This window comes from Amnibacterium sp. (assembly GCF_051956055.1).
Taxonomy (GTDB): Bacteria; Actinomycetota; Actinomycetes; order Actinomycetales; family Microbacteriaceae; genus Amnibacterium.
On sequence record NZ_JBQCGC010000034.1, the window covers coordinates 35087 to 51112 of the forward strand.

The following is a 16026-nucleotide window of genomic DNA, read 5'->3' on the forward strand; positions in this document are numbered from 1 at the left end:
TCGGACGCCGCGGCCGGGTAGCGGCGGGTCACGGAGGAGGAGGTCCGGCCCGCGGTCGGGCGCAGGTCGTCGGCGTCCGTCACGCGCCCTCTCCCGCGGGCATGCCGCCCGCCATCGTCCGCTCCCCGAGCGGGACGGCCTGCGAGGCGAGGACATGCGCGTGGACGTGGAAGACGGTCTGGCCGGCGCCCGCCCCGGTGTTGAAGATGAGGCGGAAGTCGGTCGCGCCCGCCTGGGCGGCGGCGACGTTCGCGACCTCGACCATGTGCGCGAGGAGCCGCGGGTCGTGGGCCGCGAGCGACACGACGTCGGGATGCTCGTCCGTCTTCGGGATGACGAGCAGGTGGATCGGCGCCTGCGGTGCGATGTCGCGGATGACGAACACGTCGTCGGTCTGCAGCACGATCTCGCTCGGGATCTCCCCGCGCAGGATGCGCGTGAACACCGAGGGCTCCGTGCCGACGCGCTCCGTCATGGCCGAGGAGTCTACGTCGCCGCGCCGACGCTCCGGAGAGCCCGCGAGGGGCGCGCGAGCGAGGGCGGGCCGCGGAACGGTAGTTTCGACGGTCGTGTCGAAGATCCTCTCGGACCTCCCCGTCGGCAAGCGCGTCGGCATCGCGTTCTCCGGAGGGCTCGACACCTCCGTCGCGGTCGCCTGGATGCGCGAGCACGGCGCCGTCCCGTTCGCCTACACCGCGAACCTCGGTCAGTACGACGAGCCCGACCTGCCGTCGGTGCCGGGGCGCGCCAAGGAGTACGGCGCGGAGGGCGCCCGGCTCGTGGACTGCCGAACGGCGCTCGTCGAGGAGGGGTTCGCGGCGCTCGCCTGCGGCGCCTTCCACATCCGCTCCGGCGGCACGCCGTACTTCAACACGACGCCGCTCGGCCGCGCGGTGACCGGCACGATGCTCGTGAAGGCCATGGAGGAGGACGGCGTCGCCATCTGGGGCGACGGCTCGACCTTCAAGGGCAACGACATCGAGCGCTTCTACCGGTACGGCCTGCTCGCGAACCCCGACCTGCGCATCTACAAGCCGTGGCTCGATCGCCGGTTCGTCGAGGAGCTCGGCGGCCGGGCGGAGATGTCGGCGTGGCTGACCGAGCGCGGGCTCCCCTACCGCGCCTCCGCGGAGAAGGCGTACTCGACGGACGCGAACATCTGGGGCGCGACGCACGAGGCGAAGAAGCTCGAGGAGCTCGACAGCTCCATCGAGCTCGTGGAGCCGATCATGGGCGTGAAGGCCTGGGATCCGAACGTCGCGATCGAGCCGGAGGACGTGACGGTCGGGTTCGAGCGCGGTCGTCCCGTCTCCGTGAACGGGAAGCGGTACGACGACCCGGTCGCCCTCGTCGAGGCGGTGAACGCGATCGGCGGCCGGCACGGGCTCGGGATGACCGACCAGATCGAGAACCGGATCATCGAGGCGAAGAGCCGCGGCATCTACGAGGCCCCGGGCATGGCGCTGCTGTTCATCGTCTACGAGCGGCTCGTCTCGGCCATCCACAACGAGGACGTGCTCGCCGCCTACATGACGGACGGACGCCGCCTCGGTCGGCTGCTGTACGAGGGCCGCTGGCTCGAGCCGCAGTCCCTGATGATCCGCCAGTCGCTGCAGCGCTGGGTCGGGGCGCCGATCACGGGCGAGGTCACGCTGCGTCTCCGGCGCGGCAACGACTGGACGATCATGAACACCGTCTCGCCGAACGCGACCTACCAGCCGGAACGGTTGTCGATGGAACGCACGGAGGACGCCGCGTTCGACCCGAACGACCGGATCGGGCAGCTCACGATGCGGAACCTCGACCTGGCGGACTCTCGCGCGAAGCTCGAGTACTTCGACGGGCTCGGGGTGTTCGGGGGTACCGTGCACGCGCTGGTCGGCGAGCTCGAGGCGGGACGGGCGGCGAGCATCGCCTCCTCCGGTCACGACGACAGCGCGGAGGACGCGCTCGACGCGGCCGCCATGGAGTCCGGCACGGACTGACCCGGGCGGTGCGTCCGTCGCCCGCGCGCGTGGCGTCTGGTCAGGGCCAGAGGTCGAGCTTCGGGGCGAGCGCGGCGATCGCCGCGGGGCCCGCGGTGGACGTGCGGAGCACGTGCGGCCCGAGCCGCACGGGGAGCGCGCCCGCGCCGGAGAGGCGCTCGAGCTCCTCCGGTGCGATGCCGCCCTCGGGTCCGACGACCAGCACGAGCTCGAGTCCGGGTGCGACGTCCACGTCGACGAGGCGCGTGTCGGCCTCGGGCTCCAGCAGCAGCATCCTCGTGCGCCCGGCGAGGGAGGCGAGGTCGGCGGTCGACGCGAGCGGCCGCACCTCCGCAGCCCACGGCCGCATCGACTGCTTCCCGGCCTCCCGCACGATCGCGGACCAGCGGGCGACGCCGCCGTCCACCTTCGCGCCCGCCCAGCGCGTGACGCTGCGTGCCGCCTGCCACGGGATCACGGCGGCGGCGCCGAGCTCCGTCGCGGCCTGGATCGCGGCCTCGTCGCGCCCGCCCTTGGCGAGGGCCTGCGCCAGCACGATGCGCGGGAAGGGTTCCGGCTCCTGGCGCAGCGCCAGCACGCGGAGCGCGACGCGGTCGCGTGCGACCTCGATCGCCTCCGCCTCGGCGATCCGACCGGCGCCGTCACCGACGAAGAGCCGCTCGCCGACGCGGAGCCTGGCGACCTGCGCGGCGTGCCGCGCCTCCTCGCCCGTCAGCTCGGCGTGCTCGGCGTCGAGCGCCGATGCGAGGTAGAAGTGCGCCATCAGCGCGGGGTGGTCTCGAGGCTCGCTGCGCTCGCACCTCGACCAGCGGAACTCACCCGACGCGGGGTGGACCCGCCGGCCGCTGCGCTCGCAGCTCGACCAGCGGGGCGGCGGGAGATGGTCATCAGACGCCGAGGAAGCGGTCGCGGAGCTTCGCGAACAGGCCCTGCTGGAAGTGCGCGAACTGCGGCGGCTTCTGCTTGGTGCGACCGGCCAGCTGCCGCACGAGCTCGGTCGCCTTCGCGTCGAGCTTCGTGGGGGTCACCACCTGCACCCCGATGCGGAGGTCGCCGCGGCCGGATCCGCGCAGCCGCGTGATGCCGCGCGCGGGCACGGTGATGACCTCGGCGCTCTGCACGCCGGGCTTCACCTCGACCTCGACCGGGCCGTCGAGGCCCTCGAGCGTCGCGGTCGTCCCCAGCACCGCGTCGGTCATCTGCACCTCCAGCGTCGCGAGCAGGTCGTCGCCCGCACGGCTGAAGACGTCGTGATGGCGCACCTTGATCTCGAGGTACAGGTCGCCGGAGGGGCCGCCCGCCTGCCCGACCTCGCCCATCCCCGCCAGCTGGAGGCGCAGCCCCGTCTCGACACCGCCGGGGATGTCGACCGGGATGGTCGTGCGCGCGCGCACCCGGCCCTGGCCGGCGCAGTTGGTGCACGGGTACGGGATCACCGTGCCGTACCCGCGGCACACCGTGCAGGGGGTGGAGGTCATCACGTTGCCGAGCAGCGAGCGGACGGCGCGCTGGATCTGGCCGGTGCCGTGGCAGATGTCGCAGGTCGCGACGGAGGTGCCGGGCTGCGTGCAGGCGCCGTGGCAGACGTCGCAGAGCACCGCGGTGTCGATCTCGAGGTCCCGGTGGGTGCCGAAGACGACGTCCTCGAGGTCGATCTCGACCCGGAGCAGGGCGTCCTGCCCGCGCTCCTGCCTGGACTTCGGCCCTCCGGTGCGCATCCCGCCGCCGAAGAACGATTCGAAGATGTCCCCGAACCCGAACGACTGGGCGCCCTGCGAGCCGCCCATGTCGTACTCCTGCCGCTGCCGCGGATCGGAGAGCACGTCGTAGGCGTGCGTCACGTCCTTGAACCGCTCGGAGGCCTCCGGGCCCGGGTTCACGTCGGGGTGGAGCTGGCGGGCGAGCCGCCGGTACGCCTTCTTGATCTCGTCGGCCGAGGCGTCGCGGGCGACGCCCAGCACTTCGTAGTGGTCAGCCACGTGGGCCCTCCTCGTCACCGCGACCCGTCGCGGCGACACGTCGTGGCCGCCTGGCGGCCGGGTGGGTCATTCCTCGCCGAGGAGCTTCGACAGGTAGCGGGCGACGGCCCGCACGGCGGCGATGTTCTGCGAGTAGTCCATGCGCGTCGGGCCGAGCACGCCGATCCTGGCCAGCTCGCCGGCCGACGAACGGTAGCCGCCCGCGAGGATCGAGGTCTCCGCGAGGCCCACGAGCGGGTTCTCGCGCCCGATCGAGATCGAGACGCCGCGCTCGTCGAGCTCCATCTCGCGGAACAGCCGCAGCATGACGACCTGCTCCTCGATCGCCTCGAGCACGGGGAGGATGCTGCCGGGGAAGTCGCGCTCGGTCCGCGCGAGGTTCGCGGTGCCCGCGAGGAGGAGCCGGTCCTGCCTGCGGTCGTCGACGGTCGCAGCGAGCGCCGAGGCCACCCGCTCCAGCACCGCGCGCTGCGCGACCTGCAGCTGCTCGGCGAGCGCCTCCAGGGTCGGGCCCACGTCGGTGAGCAGCTTGCCGACCAGGGTCGCGTTGATCCGCGCACGGAGCTCCGCCAGCTCGACCTCGTCGAGCCGTTCCCGCTCGCCCTGCGCGAGCTCGACGACCCGCTGGTCGACGCGGCCGGCGTCCGTGATCAGCACCACGAGCATGCGGCTCGGAGACAGGGACACGAGTTCGACGTGCCGGACGTAGGACCTGGGGACGACGGGCACCTGGACGAGTGCGACCTGGTTGGTCAGCTGCGCGAGCATCCGCACGGTCCTCGCGAGCACGTCGTCGAGGTCGGCCCCCTCCTCGAGGAAGGTCTGGATGGCGACACGCTGCGCCGGCGACAGGGCGCGGACCTCCGCCAGGTGGTCCACGAACATCCGGTAGCCCTTGTCCGTCGGCACGCGGCCGGAGGAGGTGTGCGGCGCGGCGATCAGGCCGTCCTCCTCCAGCGCGGCCATGTCGTTGCGGATCGTCGCCGCGGACACGCCGAAGGCGTAACGGTCGACGATCGTCTTGGACCCCACGGGTTCACGGGAGGCCACGTAGTCCTGCACGATCGCCCGCAGGACGTCGAGGCCGCGTTCCGAGACCATCGCACCTCCTCCATCTGGCACTCGCTCGGCCGGACTGCCAATTCTACTGCGCGTCTCCCGTGGGTCTGGCGTTGCACACGGGCCTGTCGATATCCTGAGCGTCGGTCGACGGCGCGACGTATGCACCCCGAGAGGTCAGGAGCACCCGCGATGACGCAGTCCCAGCCCGGCGGGGTGGGCCAGCCGCTCTCGCCCGGAGACGAGCGCCTGTGGTCGACCCTCGCCCACGTCGGCAACATCGTCGGCTTCCTGCCGTCGCTGCTGATCCTGCTCATCCTCGGGCCGCGCAGCGCGAGGGTGCGCGAGGAGGCCAGGGAGGCGCTCAACTTCGTGATCACGGCGACCATCGTCTGGGTCGCGCTCTTCCTCGTCGGCCGCATCCTCGGCGCCCTCTACGGCGCGCTGCCGACCGGGCTCGACATCGTCCTCCTGCTCCTCGGCTTCCTGATCGGGTTCGCGCAGTTCGCCGTCTGGGTGATCGTCGTCGTGCTCTCGATCATGGCCGCGGTGCGGGTCAACGGCGGCGGCACCTTCCGCTACCCCATCGCGCTCCGGCTCGTCCCGTGACCGGGCCATCCGCCCCTCTGACAAGGAGATCATCATGACCAGCAACCAGCCTCCCGCCTACGTCCCCGCGCAGCCGCTCAGCCCGAGCGACGAGCGGTTGTGGGCGACGCTCATCCACGTGGGCGGCATCATCATCGGCTTCATCGCGCCGCTGCTCGGCTACCTGCTGCTGAAGGACCGCAGCTCGTTCGTCGGCGAGAACGCCAAGAACGCGCTGAACTTCCAGCTGACGGTGCTGATCGGGTACATCGCGTCGGGCATCCTGATGTTCGTCCTGATCGGATTCCTCACCTACCCGCTGGTCTGGGTGCTGAGCATCGTGTTCTCGATCCTCGCCGCCGTGGCGGCGAACCGCGGCGAGGTGTACCGGTACCCGCTGACCATCCCGTTCATCAAGTAGCGGATCCGGGTGCGGGAGGCGCCGTCAGGCGACCGCCCGCACCCGCATCCGACGAAGGAGCACCCGATGACGAACGAACCCCCCGCGGCGGTCGTGCCGCCCAGGCCGCTGAGCCCGAGCGACGAGCGCACGTGGGCGGTCCTCACGCACATCAGCGCACTGGTCGGCATCGTCGTCGGCGCCGGCTTCATCGGCTGGCTCGGGCCGTTGATCATCCTGCTCGTGCTCAAGGACCGCAGCGCCTTCGTCGCCGAGCACGCGAAGACGACGCTGAACTTCCAGATCACGATGTTCATCGCCGCCGTGATCGCGTTCTTCCTCTGGTTCGTGCTGATCGGGTTCCTCATCACGGCCGCGATCTACGTCGTGGTGATCGTGTTCTCGATCATCGCCGCGGTGGCGGCGGGCCGGGGCGAGCGGTACGAGTACCCGCTCAGCATCCGCTTCATCCGGTAGCGGGCCCGGAGGGGAGCAGCCGGCGCACCACGGCGTCGGCGAGCAGCCGCCCGGATCGGGTGAGCACGACGCGGCCCGCGAAGGCGGCGGCCGGTTCGACCAGCCCGTCGGCGATGAGCCCGGCGACGGCGCGCCTCCCCTCCGGCTCCAGCCGGTCCACCGGCAGCCCCGCCGCGAGTCGCGTCTCGAGCAGCACCCGCTCGAGCGCGCGCGTCGCGTCGTCGAGGGTCTCCCGTCCGGCTGCGGGCGAGGTGCCAGCCGCGAGGCGCTGCGCGTACGCGGCCGGGTGCTTGACGTTCCACCAGCGGACGCCCCCGACGTGGCTGTGCGCGCCGGGGCCGATCCCCCACCAGTCCTCACCGGTCCAGTAGGCGAGGTTGTGCCGGGAGCGCGCGGACGGCCGCCGCGCCCAGTTGCTCACCTCGTACCAGTGGTAGCCCGCCGCCGCGAGGCGGTCGTCCGCGAGCTCGTACATGTCGGCCTGCAGGTCGTCGTCGGGCGCGGGGAGCTCGCCCACACGGATGCGGCGGGCGAGCGCGGTCCCCTCCTCGACGATGAGCGCGTAGGCCGAGAGGTGGTCCGGCTCGAGGGCGAGCGCCGCGTCGAGGCTGCGCCGCCAGTCGTCGAGGGTCTCCCCCGGTGCGCCGTAGATCAGGTCGAGGCTCACGTCGAGCCCAGCGTCTCGGGCCCAGCCGACGACGAGCGGAACCCGCTCGGGATCGTGGGTCCGGTCGAGCACGCGCAGCACCTCCGGCACGGCGGACTGCATGCCGAACGAGACGCGCGTGAACCCCGCAGCGGCGAGCGCGGCGAGCCCGGCGGCGTCGACCGAATCCGGGTTCGCCTCCGTCGTCACCTCGGCGTCCGGGGCGAGACCGAAGCGGTCGCGAACGGCCGCGAGCAGCGTCGCGAGGTCCTCGGGCGGCAGGAGGGTCGGGGTCCCTCCGCCGAAGAACACCGTGCTCGCGGGGCGCTGCGGCAGCTCGGCGGCGGCGAGCACCCGGGCCGCGAGGGCGACCTCCTCCTCCGCCTGCCCCGCGAAGTCGCCTCGGCGCGCGCCCCGCAGCTCGTCCGCGGTGTACGTGTTGAAGTCGCAGTACCCGCAGCGGACGCGGCAGAACGGCACGTGCACGTACACCCCGAACGCGCGCTGCTCGGCGCCATCCGCCACGGAGCCCGGCAGCCGTCCGTCGGCGGGGGCCGGGTCGGCGAGCGGGAGCGCACTGGGCATCAGCCCATTCTGCGGGTCCGGAAGACTGGGGCGATGCGCATCGTGCTCTGGGACATCGACGGGACGATCCTCACGAACTCCGCGAAGGCGGGGTCGTTCTACCACGACGCGATCCGGGAGGTGGCGGGCGTCGGCCCGGCGCCCGGCGAGGCGCACGCCGTCGAGCACGGCAAGACCGACGGCCAGATCCTCACCGAGCGGCTCGAGCGCTGGGGCGGCGATCCCGCGCTCTTCGACGCGGTCTCGGCGCGGATGGACGAGCTCTCCGACGCCTACCTGACCGACGCGGCGAGGCGGCAGGCGACGCCCGGTGTCGATGCGGCGGTGCGCGCGATCGCCGCCGCCGGCTGGGCGAACGGGCTGCTCACCGGCAACTCCCGCCACCGGGCGCGGGTGAAGCTGGTGGGCGCGGGGGTCGACGTCGACGCGTTCGACTGGGACCGGTCGTTCTTCGGGGACCGCCACCTGCGGCGCAGCGACCTCACGCGCGCCGCGCACGACGCGCTCGCCGGTGCGACCGCGGTGATCCTCGGCGACACCCCGGCGGACGGCGAGGCCGCGGACGCCGTCGGATTCCCGTTCCTCGCGGTCGCCACGGGCGCCTACGAACAGGACGCGCTCGAGGCGACCTCCGCGCGCGTGGTCGTGCCGGACCTGGTCGAGGGCCTGCCCAGCCTGCTCGACGCCCTCGAGCGCCTCTGACCGGGCGGCCGGTTCAGAGCAGCGCGCGGAGGTAGCGCTCGGTGAAGCGCTCCTGGAGCGCCGCGCCGACCGGCGCCGCCAGCGAGTACGGGAACGCCGGGCGGGACAGCGCGCGCAGCTCGAAGACCGTCTCGAGGCCTTCCCGCCGCACGAGGAAGGCCTCCTCCCCCACCTCCGGATGCCCGGGCAGCGTGCCGTAGGCGAAGCCCACGCGATCCGGTTCCTGCACCACGCGCGTCACCCGGAACGGGGCGCGCACGGCCCGGCCGAGCACGGGCACGAGCACCGCGCCCTCCAGCCCCTCGGACACCCGCGGGGCATCGTCCCCGCTGTCCGCGAGCACCCGGATCCCGCTGCGGCGCTGGACCGCCCAGTCGAGCACCGCATCGGCCGCCGAGTCGAAGCGCGCGGCGGTGCCGATCACGGCCTCCCGGTGCAGCCGGCGGTAGCCGCGCGGCGTGGCGTCCCCGAGGGCGCTGCCGGGCAGGAATCCGAAGGTGAACCGGCGCATGGTCCCGCCGCCGCGCTCAGCCGACGGAGAAGGAGGGGTGCAGCGCTCGCACGATGCGCTCGTCGAGCTTGCGCTGGCGCGCGTCCGCGGCCCGCGCGAGGCGGCCGAGGCGCGACGACGGCGCCTCCCACAGCGAGCGCAGGATCACGTGCACGGCGTCGTCCTCGCCGTGCTCCACCAGCAGGAACCGCTCGGACACCTCGGTGCTGCCGGTCATCGTGCCGAACACGTAGCCGATGCGACCGGGCTCGTCGAGCGTGGTCAGCACCTTCACGCGGCCGGTGACGGCGGCCGGGTCGTCGGAGGCGAGCCGGGCGGTCATGCCCGGGGTGATCCACGGCGTGCCGTCCTCGAGGAACAGCGGCCCGGCGCCCCGCGGGGACTGCGACACGGGTTCCGCGCGGACCTCGTCGACCTGGAACCCGGCGTGCCGGAGCGCGCCCCAGGTCATGAGCGCCCGCCCGGCGAGATCGAACCGCCTGGCACCGCTGCCGATCCGGTGCCGGTACTCGGCGGCGTGGAAGCCGGAGGGCGGGAACGGCACCACGTCCGGTCTGCTCGTCGCCCCGAGCGCGGCGTAGTTCATGCCGCTGTCGGCGGTGACCGCGCCGCCTCGACGCATCGGCCCGACCCGGACCGTGCTCACTTCTTCGCGACCTCGGTGTCGCCGGACAGCGCGGCGATGAACGCCTCCTGGGGGACGTCGACGCGGCCGATGGTCTTCATGCGCTTCTTGCCCTCCTTCTGCTTCTCGAGCAGCTTCCGCTTGCGGGTGATGTCACCCCCGTAGCACTTTGCTAACACGTCCTTCCGCATGGCCCTGATCGACTCGCGGGCGATGATGCGGGCTCCGATCGCGGCCTGGATCGGGACCTCGAACTGCTGCCTCGGGATGAGCTTCTTCAGGCGCTCCGTCATGAGCGTCCCGTATGCGTAGGCCTTGTCGCGGTGGACGATCGCGCTGAACGCGTCGACCCGCTCGCCCTGCAGGAGGATGTCGACCTTGACGAGGTCCGCGACCTGCTCGCCCACCGGCTCGTAGTCGAGCGACGCGTAGCCCGCCGTACGGCTCTTCAGCTGGTCGAAGAAGTCGAAGACGATCTCGCCGAGCGGGATCGTGTACGAGATCTCGACGCGCTCCTCCGACAGGTACTCCATGCCGATCAGCGAGCCGCGGCGGCTCTGGCAGAGCTCCATGACCGTGCCGACGTAGTCCTTCGGCGCGAGGATCGCGGCCTTCACCATCGGCTCGCGCACCTCCGCGACCTTGCCGACCGGGTACTCGCTCGGGTTGGTGACGGTGACCTGCTTGCCGTCGTCGGTCGCGACCTCGTAGATCACGGACGGGGCGGTCGCGATGAGGTCGAGCCCGAACTCGCGCTCGAGCCGCTCGGTGACGATCTCGAGGTGCAGCAGCCCGAGGAACCCGCAGCGGAACCCGAAGCCGAGCGCGACCGAGGTCTCCGGCTCGTACACGAGCGCGGCGTCGGAGAGCTTCAGCTTGTCGAGGGCCTCCCGCAGCTCCGGGTAGTCGGAGGCGTCGATCGGGTACAGCCCGGAGAACACCATCGGCTTCGGCTCCGTGTAGCCGGCGAGGGGCTCGGAGGCGGGCTTCGCGGCCGTGGTGACGGTGTCGCCGACCTTCGACTGGCGCACGTCCTTCACGCCCGTGATCAGGTAGCCGACCTCGCCGACCCCGAGCCCCTTCGTCGGGGTCGGCTCGGGAGCGGAGACGCCGATCTCGAGGATGTCGTGGGAGGCGCGCGTCGACATCATCTGGATCCGCTCGCGCGGGTTCAGCTTCCCGTCGACCATGCGGACGTAGGTGATGACGCCGCGGTACGCGTCGTACACCGAGTCGAAGATCGCGGCCCGCGCGGGCGCGTCCGGGTCCCCCTTCGGTGCGGGGATCCGCTCGACCACTCGGTCGAGCAGCGCCTCGACGCCCATGCCCGTCTTGCCGGAGACGCGGAGCACGTCGGCGGGGTCGCCGCCGATGAGGTTCGCGAGCTCGGCCGCGTACTTCTCGGGCTCCGCGGCGGGGAGGTCGATCTTGTTGAGGACGGGCACGATCTCGAGGTCGTTCTCGAGCGCCAGGTAGAGGTTCGCGAGCGTCTGCGCCTCGATGCCCTGCGCGGCGTCGACGAGCAGGATGGCACCCTCGCACGCCGCGAGCGAGCGGGACACCTCGTACGTGAAGTCGACGTGGCCAGGGGTGTCGATCATGTTCAGCGCGTACGTGTCCGAACCCACCTGCCACGGCATGCGCACCGCCTGGCTCTTGATGGTGATGCCGCGCTCGCGCTCGATGTCCATCCGGTCGAGGTACTGGGCGCGCGCGTCGCGGTCGGACACGATGCCCGTGATCCCGAGCATCCGGTCGGCCAGCGTCGACTTGCCGTGGTCGATGTGGGCGATGATGCAGAAGTTCCGGATGCGCGACGGATCCGTCGCGGCGGGCTGCAGGGGGGTCTGGGCGCGGGGCATGGCGCCGACAGTCTCCCCCATCGGGCCCGCGGGACGCGGCACGCCGGCAGCCCGATCCGGAGGAACGCGTAGGTTCGGGACGTGCCGACGCCCGAGTTCATCCTGCGCCTCCGCGAGTCGATCGGGCACGACCCGCTCTGGCTGGTCGGCACCACAGCCGTGGTCGTGGACGGCGAGCGGCTGCTGCTCGTCCGCCGTGCGGACACGGGCGAGTGGTCGCCCGTCGCGGGCATCGTCGAGCCCGGCGAGCACTCGGCCGACGCGGCGGAGCGCGAGGTGTGGGAGGAGGCGCGGGTGCGCGCGGTCGTGGAGCGGCTCGCCGCGGTCGGGGTGACCCAGGAGTACGCGTACCCGAACGGGGACCGCTCCCGGTACACGGACCACACCTACCTCCTGCGGTACGTGGCCGGGACGCCGGAGGTCGGCGACGACGAGTCGCTGGAGGCCGCGTGGTTCCCGATCGACGACCTGCCCCCAATGCCGCAGCGCTACGCGGACCGCATCGCGCGCGCCCTCGCCCCGGGGACCGAGACCCTCCTGATCCGCGACGTCGAGGCCTGACCCGTGGACTGTCACCGGGGCGTGACACCGTCTCCGCCGTGACCGACCCGAGCCGCGACACCCGCTCCGCCGCCCTCGAGGTGCTGCGCACCCTCGTCGGCCGGTCCGACGCCGACTTCCACGACGGCCAGTGGGAGGCGATCTCGGCGATCGTCGACGACTCGCGCCGCGCGCTCGTGGTGCAGCGCACGGGCTGGGGCAAGTCGGCCGTGTACTTCGTGGCAACGCGCCTGCTGCGGGACCGCGGCGCGGGCCCGACCGTGCTCGTCTCCCCGCTGCTCGCCCTCATGCGCGATCAGGTCGCGGCGGCCGCGCGCGCCGGCATCCGTGCCGAGTCGATCGACTCCTCGAACCAGCACCGGTGGGACGAGGTGCGCGCGCGGCTCGACGCCGATGCCGTCGACGTGCTGCTCGTGTCGCCAGAACGGCTGAACAACCCGGAGTTCCGGGAGACGCGCCTGCCGTCCCTCGTCGCGCGCACCGGGCTCGTCGTCATCGACGAGGCCCACTGCATCTCCGACTGGGGACACGACTTCCGCCCCGACTACCGCCGCCTGCGCGACCTCATCGGCACCGTCGGCGGCACACCCGTCCTCGCGACGACCGCGACGGCGAACGGGCGGGTGGTGAACGACGTGGTCGCCCAGCTCGGCGCTCCGACCGCGGCAGGAGCGCCGGCCGGAGCGGACGTGCTCACCATCCGCGGTCCGCTGGCGCGCGCCTCCCTCCGGCTCGGCGTGCTGCGCACCCCGGATCAGGCGACGCGCCTCGGATGGCTCATCGAGCACCTCCGGGACCTGCCGGGCTCCGGCATCGTCTACACGCTGACGGTCTCCGCGGCGGAGGACACCGCGCGACTGCTGCGGCAGGCCGGCTACGACGTCCTCGCGTACACCGGGCAGACCGAGACCGCGGAACGGGAGGCCGCCGAGCAGGCGCTCAAGGAGAACCGCGTGAAGGCGCACGGCGCGACGAGCGCGCTCGGGATGGGGTTCGACAAGCCGGACCTCGGCTTCGTCGTGCACCTCGGCGCCCCGTCCTCCCCGGTCGCGTACTACCAGCAGGTCGGGCGAGCGGGCAGGGCGACCGCGAGCGCGGACGTGCTGCTGCTGCCCGGCGCGGAGGACGAGGCGGTCTGGCAGTACTTCGCCACCGCGAGCATGCCGACGCAGGAGCGGGCGGAGGCGGTCCTGGCCGAGCTGGACCTCGAGCGCCCCCTCTCGACGCCCGCGCTCGAGGCGCTGGTCGACGTCCGGCGCAGCCGGCTCGAGCTGCTGCTCAAGGTGCTCGACGTCGACGGCGCGGTGCGACGCGTGCGGGGCGGCTGGGTGTCGACCGGGCAGCCGTGGACGTACGACGCCGAGCGCTACGAGCGGATCGCCGCCGCACGGCGGGCCGAGCAGCAGCACATGCTCGACTACGAGTCCCTCCCTCCCGGGCCGGAGGGCTGCCGCATGCAGTACCTGCAGCGGGTGCTCGACGACCCGACCGCGGCTCCCTGCGGGCGCTGCGACCGCTGCGCGGCGCCCTGGTACCCGACGGCGGTGTCGGTCGACTCGTCCGGCACGGCGGGCGCCGCCCTCCGGCGCGTCGGCGTCCCGATCGAGGCACGGAAGCAGTGGCCGCCCGGCGCGGACACGCGGGGGCTGCCGGTCAAGGGGAACATCGCCGTCGGCGAGCGCCCGGAGGAGGGGCGCGCCGTCGCCCGCCTGACGGACCTCGGCTGGGGCGGCGTCCTCCGGCAGCTGCTGGCGGCGGGCGCGCCGGACCGGGAGGTGCCGCAGCAGGTCGTGGACGCCGCGGTCGAGGTGCTCCGGGAGTGGGACTGGGCGGAGCGGCCGCTCGGGGTCGTCGCGATGCCGTCCTGGTCGCGTCCGGTCCTCGTCGCCTCGACGGCGCAGGCGCTGTCGACGATCGGCCGGCTGCCGTTGCTGGGCACGCTCGAGTCGACGACGGAGGAGCCGCCCGGTGGCAGCGGCGGCGCGAGCCTCGCGCGGCTCGCCGGGGTGTGGTCGGCGGTGCGGGTGGCGGCCGGGCTCGCCGACCGCCTCGCCGGATCCCGCGGACCGGTCCTGCTCGTCGACGACGTCGCCGACAGCCGCTGGACGTTCACGGTCGCCGCGCGCCTGCTCCGCGAGGCGGGCGCTCCGGCGGTGCTGCCGTTCGCGCTCGCCCTCCGCGCCTGAGTCGTCGACGCGCGGCGACGTGGTCTCGAGTTCCGCCCCGACACCACGCAGATCGCTCCCACCCGGTGATCGAGGTGCGAGCGCCAGCGAGCCTCGAGATCACCCCGGACCTCCGCGGCCGGTCTCGAGGCCCACCCCGCTCGCACCTCGAGCGCCGGCATGCGGCGCGGATCAGGGGCGCGTCAGGGGGTGGGGAGGCGCGAGAGGCCCTCGAGCAGGTCGTCGCGGGCGGCGGCGGCGCACACGCGGATCCACCCCTCGCCCCCGCGGCCGAAGGCGCTGCCCGGGGCGACGGCGACCCCGCGCTCGCGCAGGAACTCCTCCGCCCAGCGCGCCACGTCGCCTCCGGAGGCGTACGCCACGTCGACCCACAGGTAGAAGGCGCCGTCGGGCTCGCGGTAGCCGATCCCGCGAGCATCGAGCAGCGCCGTCGCGGCCCGGAGGTTCTCGCGGTAGTGCCGCGCCCCCTCCACCACGGCGTCCTGCGGTCCCTCGAGCGCGGCGAGCGCCGCGCGCTGCGCCGGGGTGTTCACGCAGGAGATCAGCGCCTCCTGGAAGTTCCGGAGGAGGCCGGTCGGCCCGGGCGGGGTCACCAGGTAGCCGACCCGCCCTCCAGTGAGCGCGTGGGTCTTCGAGAACGACTGCACGGTCAGCACCCTCGACGGGTCGATCGACGCCGGGCTGATGTGCGGGAGGCCGTAGGTGAACGCCTCGTACACCTCGTCGCTCAGGATCCAGAGGTCGTGCCGCTGCGCGAACGCGACGAGCTCGCGCACCACGGCCTCGGGGAAGACCACGCCGAGCGGGTTGGACGGGGAGTTGAGGATGATCGCCCGCGTGCGCGGGGTCACGAGCGCGTCGAGCTCCGCGGCGAGCGGGAGGAAGTCGTGCTCGGGCGCGAGCCGGTACGGGACCGGCTCGGCGAACTGCATGCGCGGCGCCATCGTGAAGGTGGTGTAGCCCGGATCCGGGATCAGCACCTCGTCGCCGGGCGCGAGGATCAGCGCGAGGGCGAGGTACAGCGCCTCCGTCGCGCCGGGCGTGACCCACACCTGGTCGGGGCCGCATTCGATGCCGTTGTCGCGGCGCAGCTTGGCGGCGATCGCCGCCCGGAGCGGCGGGATGCCGCCGTTGGCGGTGTACCGGGTGTCGTCCTCGAGCCAGGCGTCACTCGCGGCGCGCAGCACGTGGGCGGCGACCGGCAGGTCCGGCTCGCCGACGGCGAGGGAGACGACGTCGTCGAGGGTCAGCGCGATCTCGTGGATGCGGCGGATGCCGCTCTCGGGCACGGCGAGCGCGTTCGGGGTGTAGGACGGCACGCGCCCATCCAAGCGCCGTCGCGGGCGGCGCGGCGGACTGATAGGCTGCCGGTCGGCTTTCGGGCATCCGCGCGCCCTCCGCGCCGCCCGTCGAGGCTCCTCCCCCACTGGAGCGGCCTCCCACCGTTCTCGAGCACAGGAGCATCCGCATGGCCAACATCAAGAGCCAGATCAAGCGCATCGCCACGAACAAGAAGGCGACCGAGCGCAACAAGGCCGTGAAGAGCGAGCTGAAGACGCACATCCGCGCCGTCCGCACCGCGGTCACCGCCGGCGACAAGGACAAGGCGATCGTGGCGCTCGGCGTCGCGTCGAAGAAGCTCGACAAGGCCGTGTCCAAGGGCGTCATCCACAAGAACCAGGCCGCGAACCGCAAGTCGGCGATCGCGAAGGCCGTCAGCTCGCTCTGAGCCGCAGGTCCACGACGTGCCCGTCCCCATCGGGGGCGGGCACGTCGTCGTTCAGGAGAATCGGGGCCGACGCCGCCGTTTCTCCTGAACGACGAAGGAGCGGCTCAGGCGGGCTCGCCGCGGTGCGCGAT

The 16026-nt window shown here is 72.9% G+C and carries 17 protein-coding genes; 8 read left to right on the forward strand and 9 right to left on the reverse strand.

What is annotated here, in order from left to right:
- Positions 1 to 79: 79 nt before the first annotated feature.
- On the reverse strand, positions 80 to 475 hold the full coding sequence (locus tag ACTHLI_RS05035; RefSeq protein WP_440181946.1) for an HIT domain-containing protein: 396 nt from the start codon (positions 473 to 475) through the stop codon (positions 80 to 82).
- A gap of 94 nt (positions 476 to 569) precedes the next feature.
- Here ACTHLI_RS05035 and argG point away from each other — a divergent pair, with 94 nt between their 5' ends.
- Entirely contained in the window at positions 570 to 1985 is a 1416-nt protein-coding gene (gene argG, locus ACTHLI_RS05040) for an argininosuccinate synthase (protein WP_440181947.1), read from the forward strand.
- Between the two features lie 40 nt (positions 1986 to 2025).
- Here argG and ACTHLI_RS05045 read toward each other — a convergent pair whose 3' ends face one another.
- From ACTHLI_RS05045 to hrcA, 3 genes are all read right to left on the reverse strand, one after another.
- Positions 2026 to 2748, reverse strand: coding sequence for a 16S rRNA (uracil(1498)-N(3))-methyltransferase (locus ACTHLI_RS05045; protein WP_440181948.1), 723 nt, complete (start codon positions 2746 to 2748; stop codon positions 2026 to 2028).
- A 124-nt stretch (positions 2749 to 2872) separates the two neighbouring features.
- Positions 2873 to 3964 carry a molecular chaperone DnaJ gene (dnaJ, locus tag ACTHLI_RS05050; RefSeq protein WP_440181950.1) on the reverse strand — a complete coding sequence of 364 codons (1092 nt, stop codon included), beginning with the start codon at positions 3962 to 3964 and terminating at the stop codon, positions 2873 to 2875.
- 66 nt (positions 3965 to 4030) lie between these two features.
- Positions 4031 to 5065 (reverse strand): heat-inducible transcriptional repressor HrcA, encoded by a 1035-nt coding sequence (gene hrcA, locus ACTHLI_RS05055; protein ID WP_440181952.1) that lies wholly within the window; start codon positions 5063 to 5065, stop codon positions 4031 to 4033.
- Positions 5066 to 5215: 150 nt separating this feature from the next.
- Between hrcA and ACTHLI_RS05060 the strand changes: the two genes are divergently transcribed.
- From ACTHLI_RS05060 to ACTHLI_RS05070, 3 genes are all read left to right on the forward strand, one after another.
- Positions 5216 to 5632 (forward strand): DUF4870 domain-containing protein, encoded by a 417-nt coding sequence (locus ACTHLI_RS05060; protein ID WP_440181953.1) that lies wholly within the window; start codon positions 5216 to 5218, stop codon positions 5630 to 5632.
- Positions 5633 to 5666: 34 nt separating this feature from the next.
- Positions 5667 to 6032, forward strand: coding sequence for a DUF4870 domain-containing protein (locus ACTHLI_RS05065; protein ID WP_440181954.1), 366 nt, complete (start codon positions 5667 to 5669; stop codon positions 6030 to 6032).
- Between the two features lie 66 nt (positions 6033 to 6098).
- Positions 6099 to 6488 (forward strand): DUF4870 domain-containing protein, encoded by a 390-nt coding sequence (locus ACTHLI_RS05070; protein WP_440181956.1) that lies wholly within the window; start codon positions 6099 to 6101, stop codon positions 6486 to 6488.
- Here ACTHLI_RS05070 and hemW read toward each other — a convergent pair.
- Positions 6478 to 7719 carry a radical SAM family heme chaperone HemW gene (gene hemW, locus ACTHLI_RS05075; protein ID WP_440181957.1) on the reverse strand — a complete coding sequence of 414 codons (1242 nt, stop codon included), beginning with the start codon at positions 7717 to 7719 and terminating at the stop codon, positions 6478 to 6480. The genes ACTHLI_RS05070 and hemW overlap by 11 nt on opposite strands.
- 33 nt (positions 7720 to 7752) lie before the next feature.
- Here hemW and ACTHLI_RS05080 point away from each other — a divergent pair, with 33 nt between their 5' ends.
- Positions 7753 to 8421 carry an HAD family hydrolase gene (locus tag ACTHLI_RS05080; protein WP_440181959.1) on the forward strand — a complete coding sequence of 223 codons (669 nt, stop codon included), beginning with the start codon at positions 7753 to 7755 and terminating at the stop codon, positions 8419 to 8421.
- Positions 8422 to 8434: 13 nt separating this feature from the next.
- Here ACTHLI_RS05080 and ACTHLI_RS05085 read toward each other — a convergent pair whose 3' ends face one another.
- The 3 genes from ACTHLI_RS05085 to lepA are packed head-to-tail and all read right to left on the reverse strand — an operon-like array spanning position 8435 to position 11419.
- Complete coding sequence (locus ACTHLI_RS05085) at positions 8435 to 8932, reverse strand: DUF1990 family protein (RefSeq protein ID WP_440181961.1); 498 nt, start codon at positions 8930 to 8932, stop codon at positions 8435 to 8437.
- Positions 8933 to 8948: 16 nt separating this feature from the next.
- Positions 8949 to 9578 (reverse strand): DUF1990 family protein, encoded by a 630-nt coding sequence (locus ACTHLI_RS05090; protein WP_440181963.1) that lies wholly within the window; start codon positions 9576 to 9578, stop codon positions 8949 to 8951.
- Positions 9575 to 11419, reverse strand: coding sequence for a translation elongation factor 4 (gene lepA, locus ACTHLI_RS05095; protein ID WP_440181964.1), 1845 nt, complete (start codon positions 11417 to 11419; stop codon positions 9575 to 9577). The genes ACTHLI_RS05090 and lepA overlap by 4 nt, the downstream gene beginning before the upstream one ends.
- Before the next feature lie 81 nt (positions 11420 to 11500).
- Between lepA and ACTHLI_RS05100 the strand changes: the two genes are divergently transcribed.
- Together ACTHLI_RS05100 and ACTHLI_RS05105 are read left to right on the forward strand one after the other, a co-directional pair.
- Positions 11501 to 11980: an NUDIX hydrolase gene (locus tag ACTHLI_RS05100; protein WP_440181965.1), complete on the forward strand. Its 480-nt coding sequence runs from the start codon at positions 11501 to 11503 to the stop codon at positions 11978 to 11980.
- Positions 11981 to 12018: 38 nt separating this feature from the next.
- Positions 12019 to 14166 (forward strand): DEAD/DEAH box helicase, encoded by a 2148-nt coding sequence (locus ACTHLI_RS05105; protein ID WP_440181967.1) that lies wholly within the window; start codon positions 12019 to 12021, stop codon positions 14164 to 14166.
- A 182-nt stretch (positions 14167 to 14348) separates the two neighbouring features.
- Here the strand turns inward: ACTHLI_RS05105 and ACTHLI_RS05110 are convergent, their stop codons facing one another.
- Positions 14349 to 15485 carry a pyridoxal phosphate-dependent aminotransferase gene (locus ACTHLI_RS05110; RefSeq protein WP_440181968.1) on the reverse strand — a complete coding sequence of 379 codons (1137 nt, stop codon included), beginning with the start codon at positions 15483 to 15485 and terminating at the stop codon, positions 14349 to 14351.
- A 149-nt stretch (positions 15486 to 15634) separates the two neighbouring features.
- Between ACTHLI_RS05110 and rpsT the strand changes: the two genes are divergently transcribed.
- Positions 15635 to 15895, forward strand: a complete 261-nt coding sequence (gene rpsT, locus ACTHLI_RS05115) for a 30S ribosomal protein S20 (protein ID WP_440181969.1) — start codon at positions 15635 to 15637, stop codon at positions 15893 to 15895.
- Positions 15896 to 16026: the final 131 nt, after the last annotated feature.

What these genes read in the sequence shown, in the direction of transcription:
- ACTHLI_RS05035 (WP_440181946.1), bottom strand. Translation starts at nt 475, where the DNA reads ATGACGGAGCGCGTCGGCACGGAGCCCTCGGTGTTCACGCGCATCCTG.
- ACTHLI_RS05045 (WP_440181948.1), bottom strand. Translation starts at nt 2,748, where the DNA reads ATGGCGCACTTCTACCTCGCATCGGCGCTCGACGCCGAGCACGCCGAG.
- hrcA (WP_440181952.1), bottom strand. Translation starts at nt 5,065, where the DNA reads ATGGTCTCGGAACGCGGCCTCGACGTCCTGCGGGCGATCGTGCAGGAC.
- ACTHLI_RS05060 (WP_440181953.1), top strand. Translation starts at nt 5,216, where the DNA reads ATGACGCAGTCCCAGCCCGGCGGGGTGGGCCAGCCGCTCTCGCCCGGA.
- ACTHLI_RS05065 (WP_440181954.1), top strand. Translation starts at nt 5,667, where the DNA reads ATGACCAGCAACCAGCCTCCCGCCTACGTCCCCGCGCAGCCGCTCAGC.
- ACTHLI_RS05070 (WP_440181956.1), top strand. Translation starts at nt 6,099, where the DNA reads ATGACGAACGAACCCCCCGCGGCGGTCGTGCCGCCCAGGCCGCTGAGC.
- hemW (WP_440181957.1), bottom strand. Translation starts at nt 7,719, where the DNA reads ATGCCCAGTGCGCTCCCGCTCGCCGACCCGGCCCCCGCCGACGGACGG.
- ACTHLI_RS05080 (WP_440181959.1), top strand. Translation starts at nt 7,753, where the DNA reads ATGCGCATCGTGCTCTGGGACATCGACGGGACGATCCTCACGAACTCC.
- ACTHLI_RS05085 (WP_440181961.1), bottom strand. Translation starts at nt 8,932, where the DNA reads ATGCGCCGGTTCACCTTCGGATTCCTGCCCGGCAGCGCCCTCGGGGAC.
- lepA (WP_440181964.1), bottom strand. Translation starts at nt 11,419, where the DNA reads ATGCCCCGCGCCCAGACCCCCCTGCAGCCCGCCGCGACGGATCCGTCG.
- rpsT (WP_440181969.1), top strand. Translation starts at nt 15,635, where the DNA reads ATGGCCAACATCAAGAGCCAGATCAAGCGCATCGCCACGAACAAGAAG.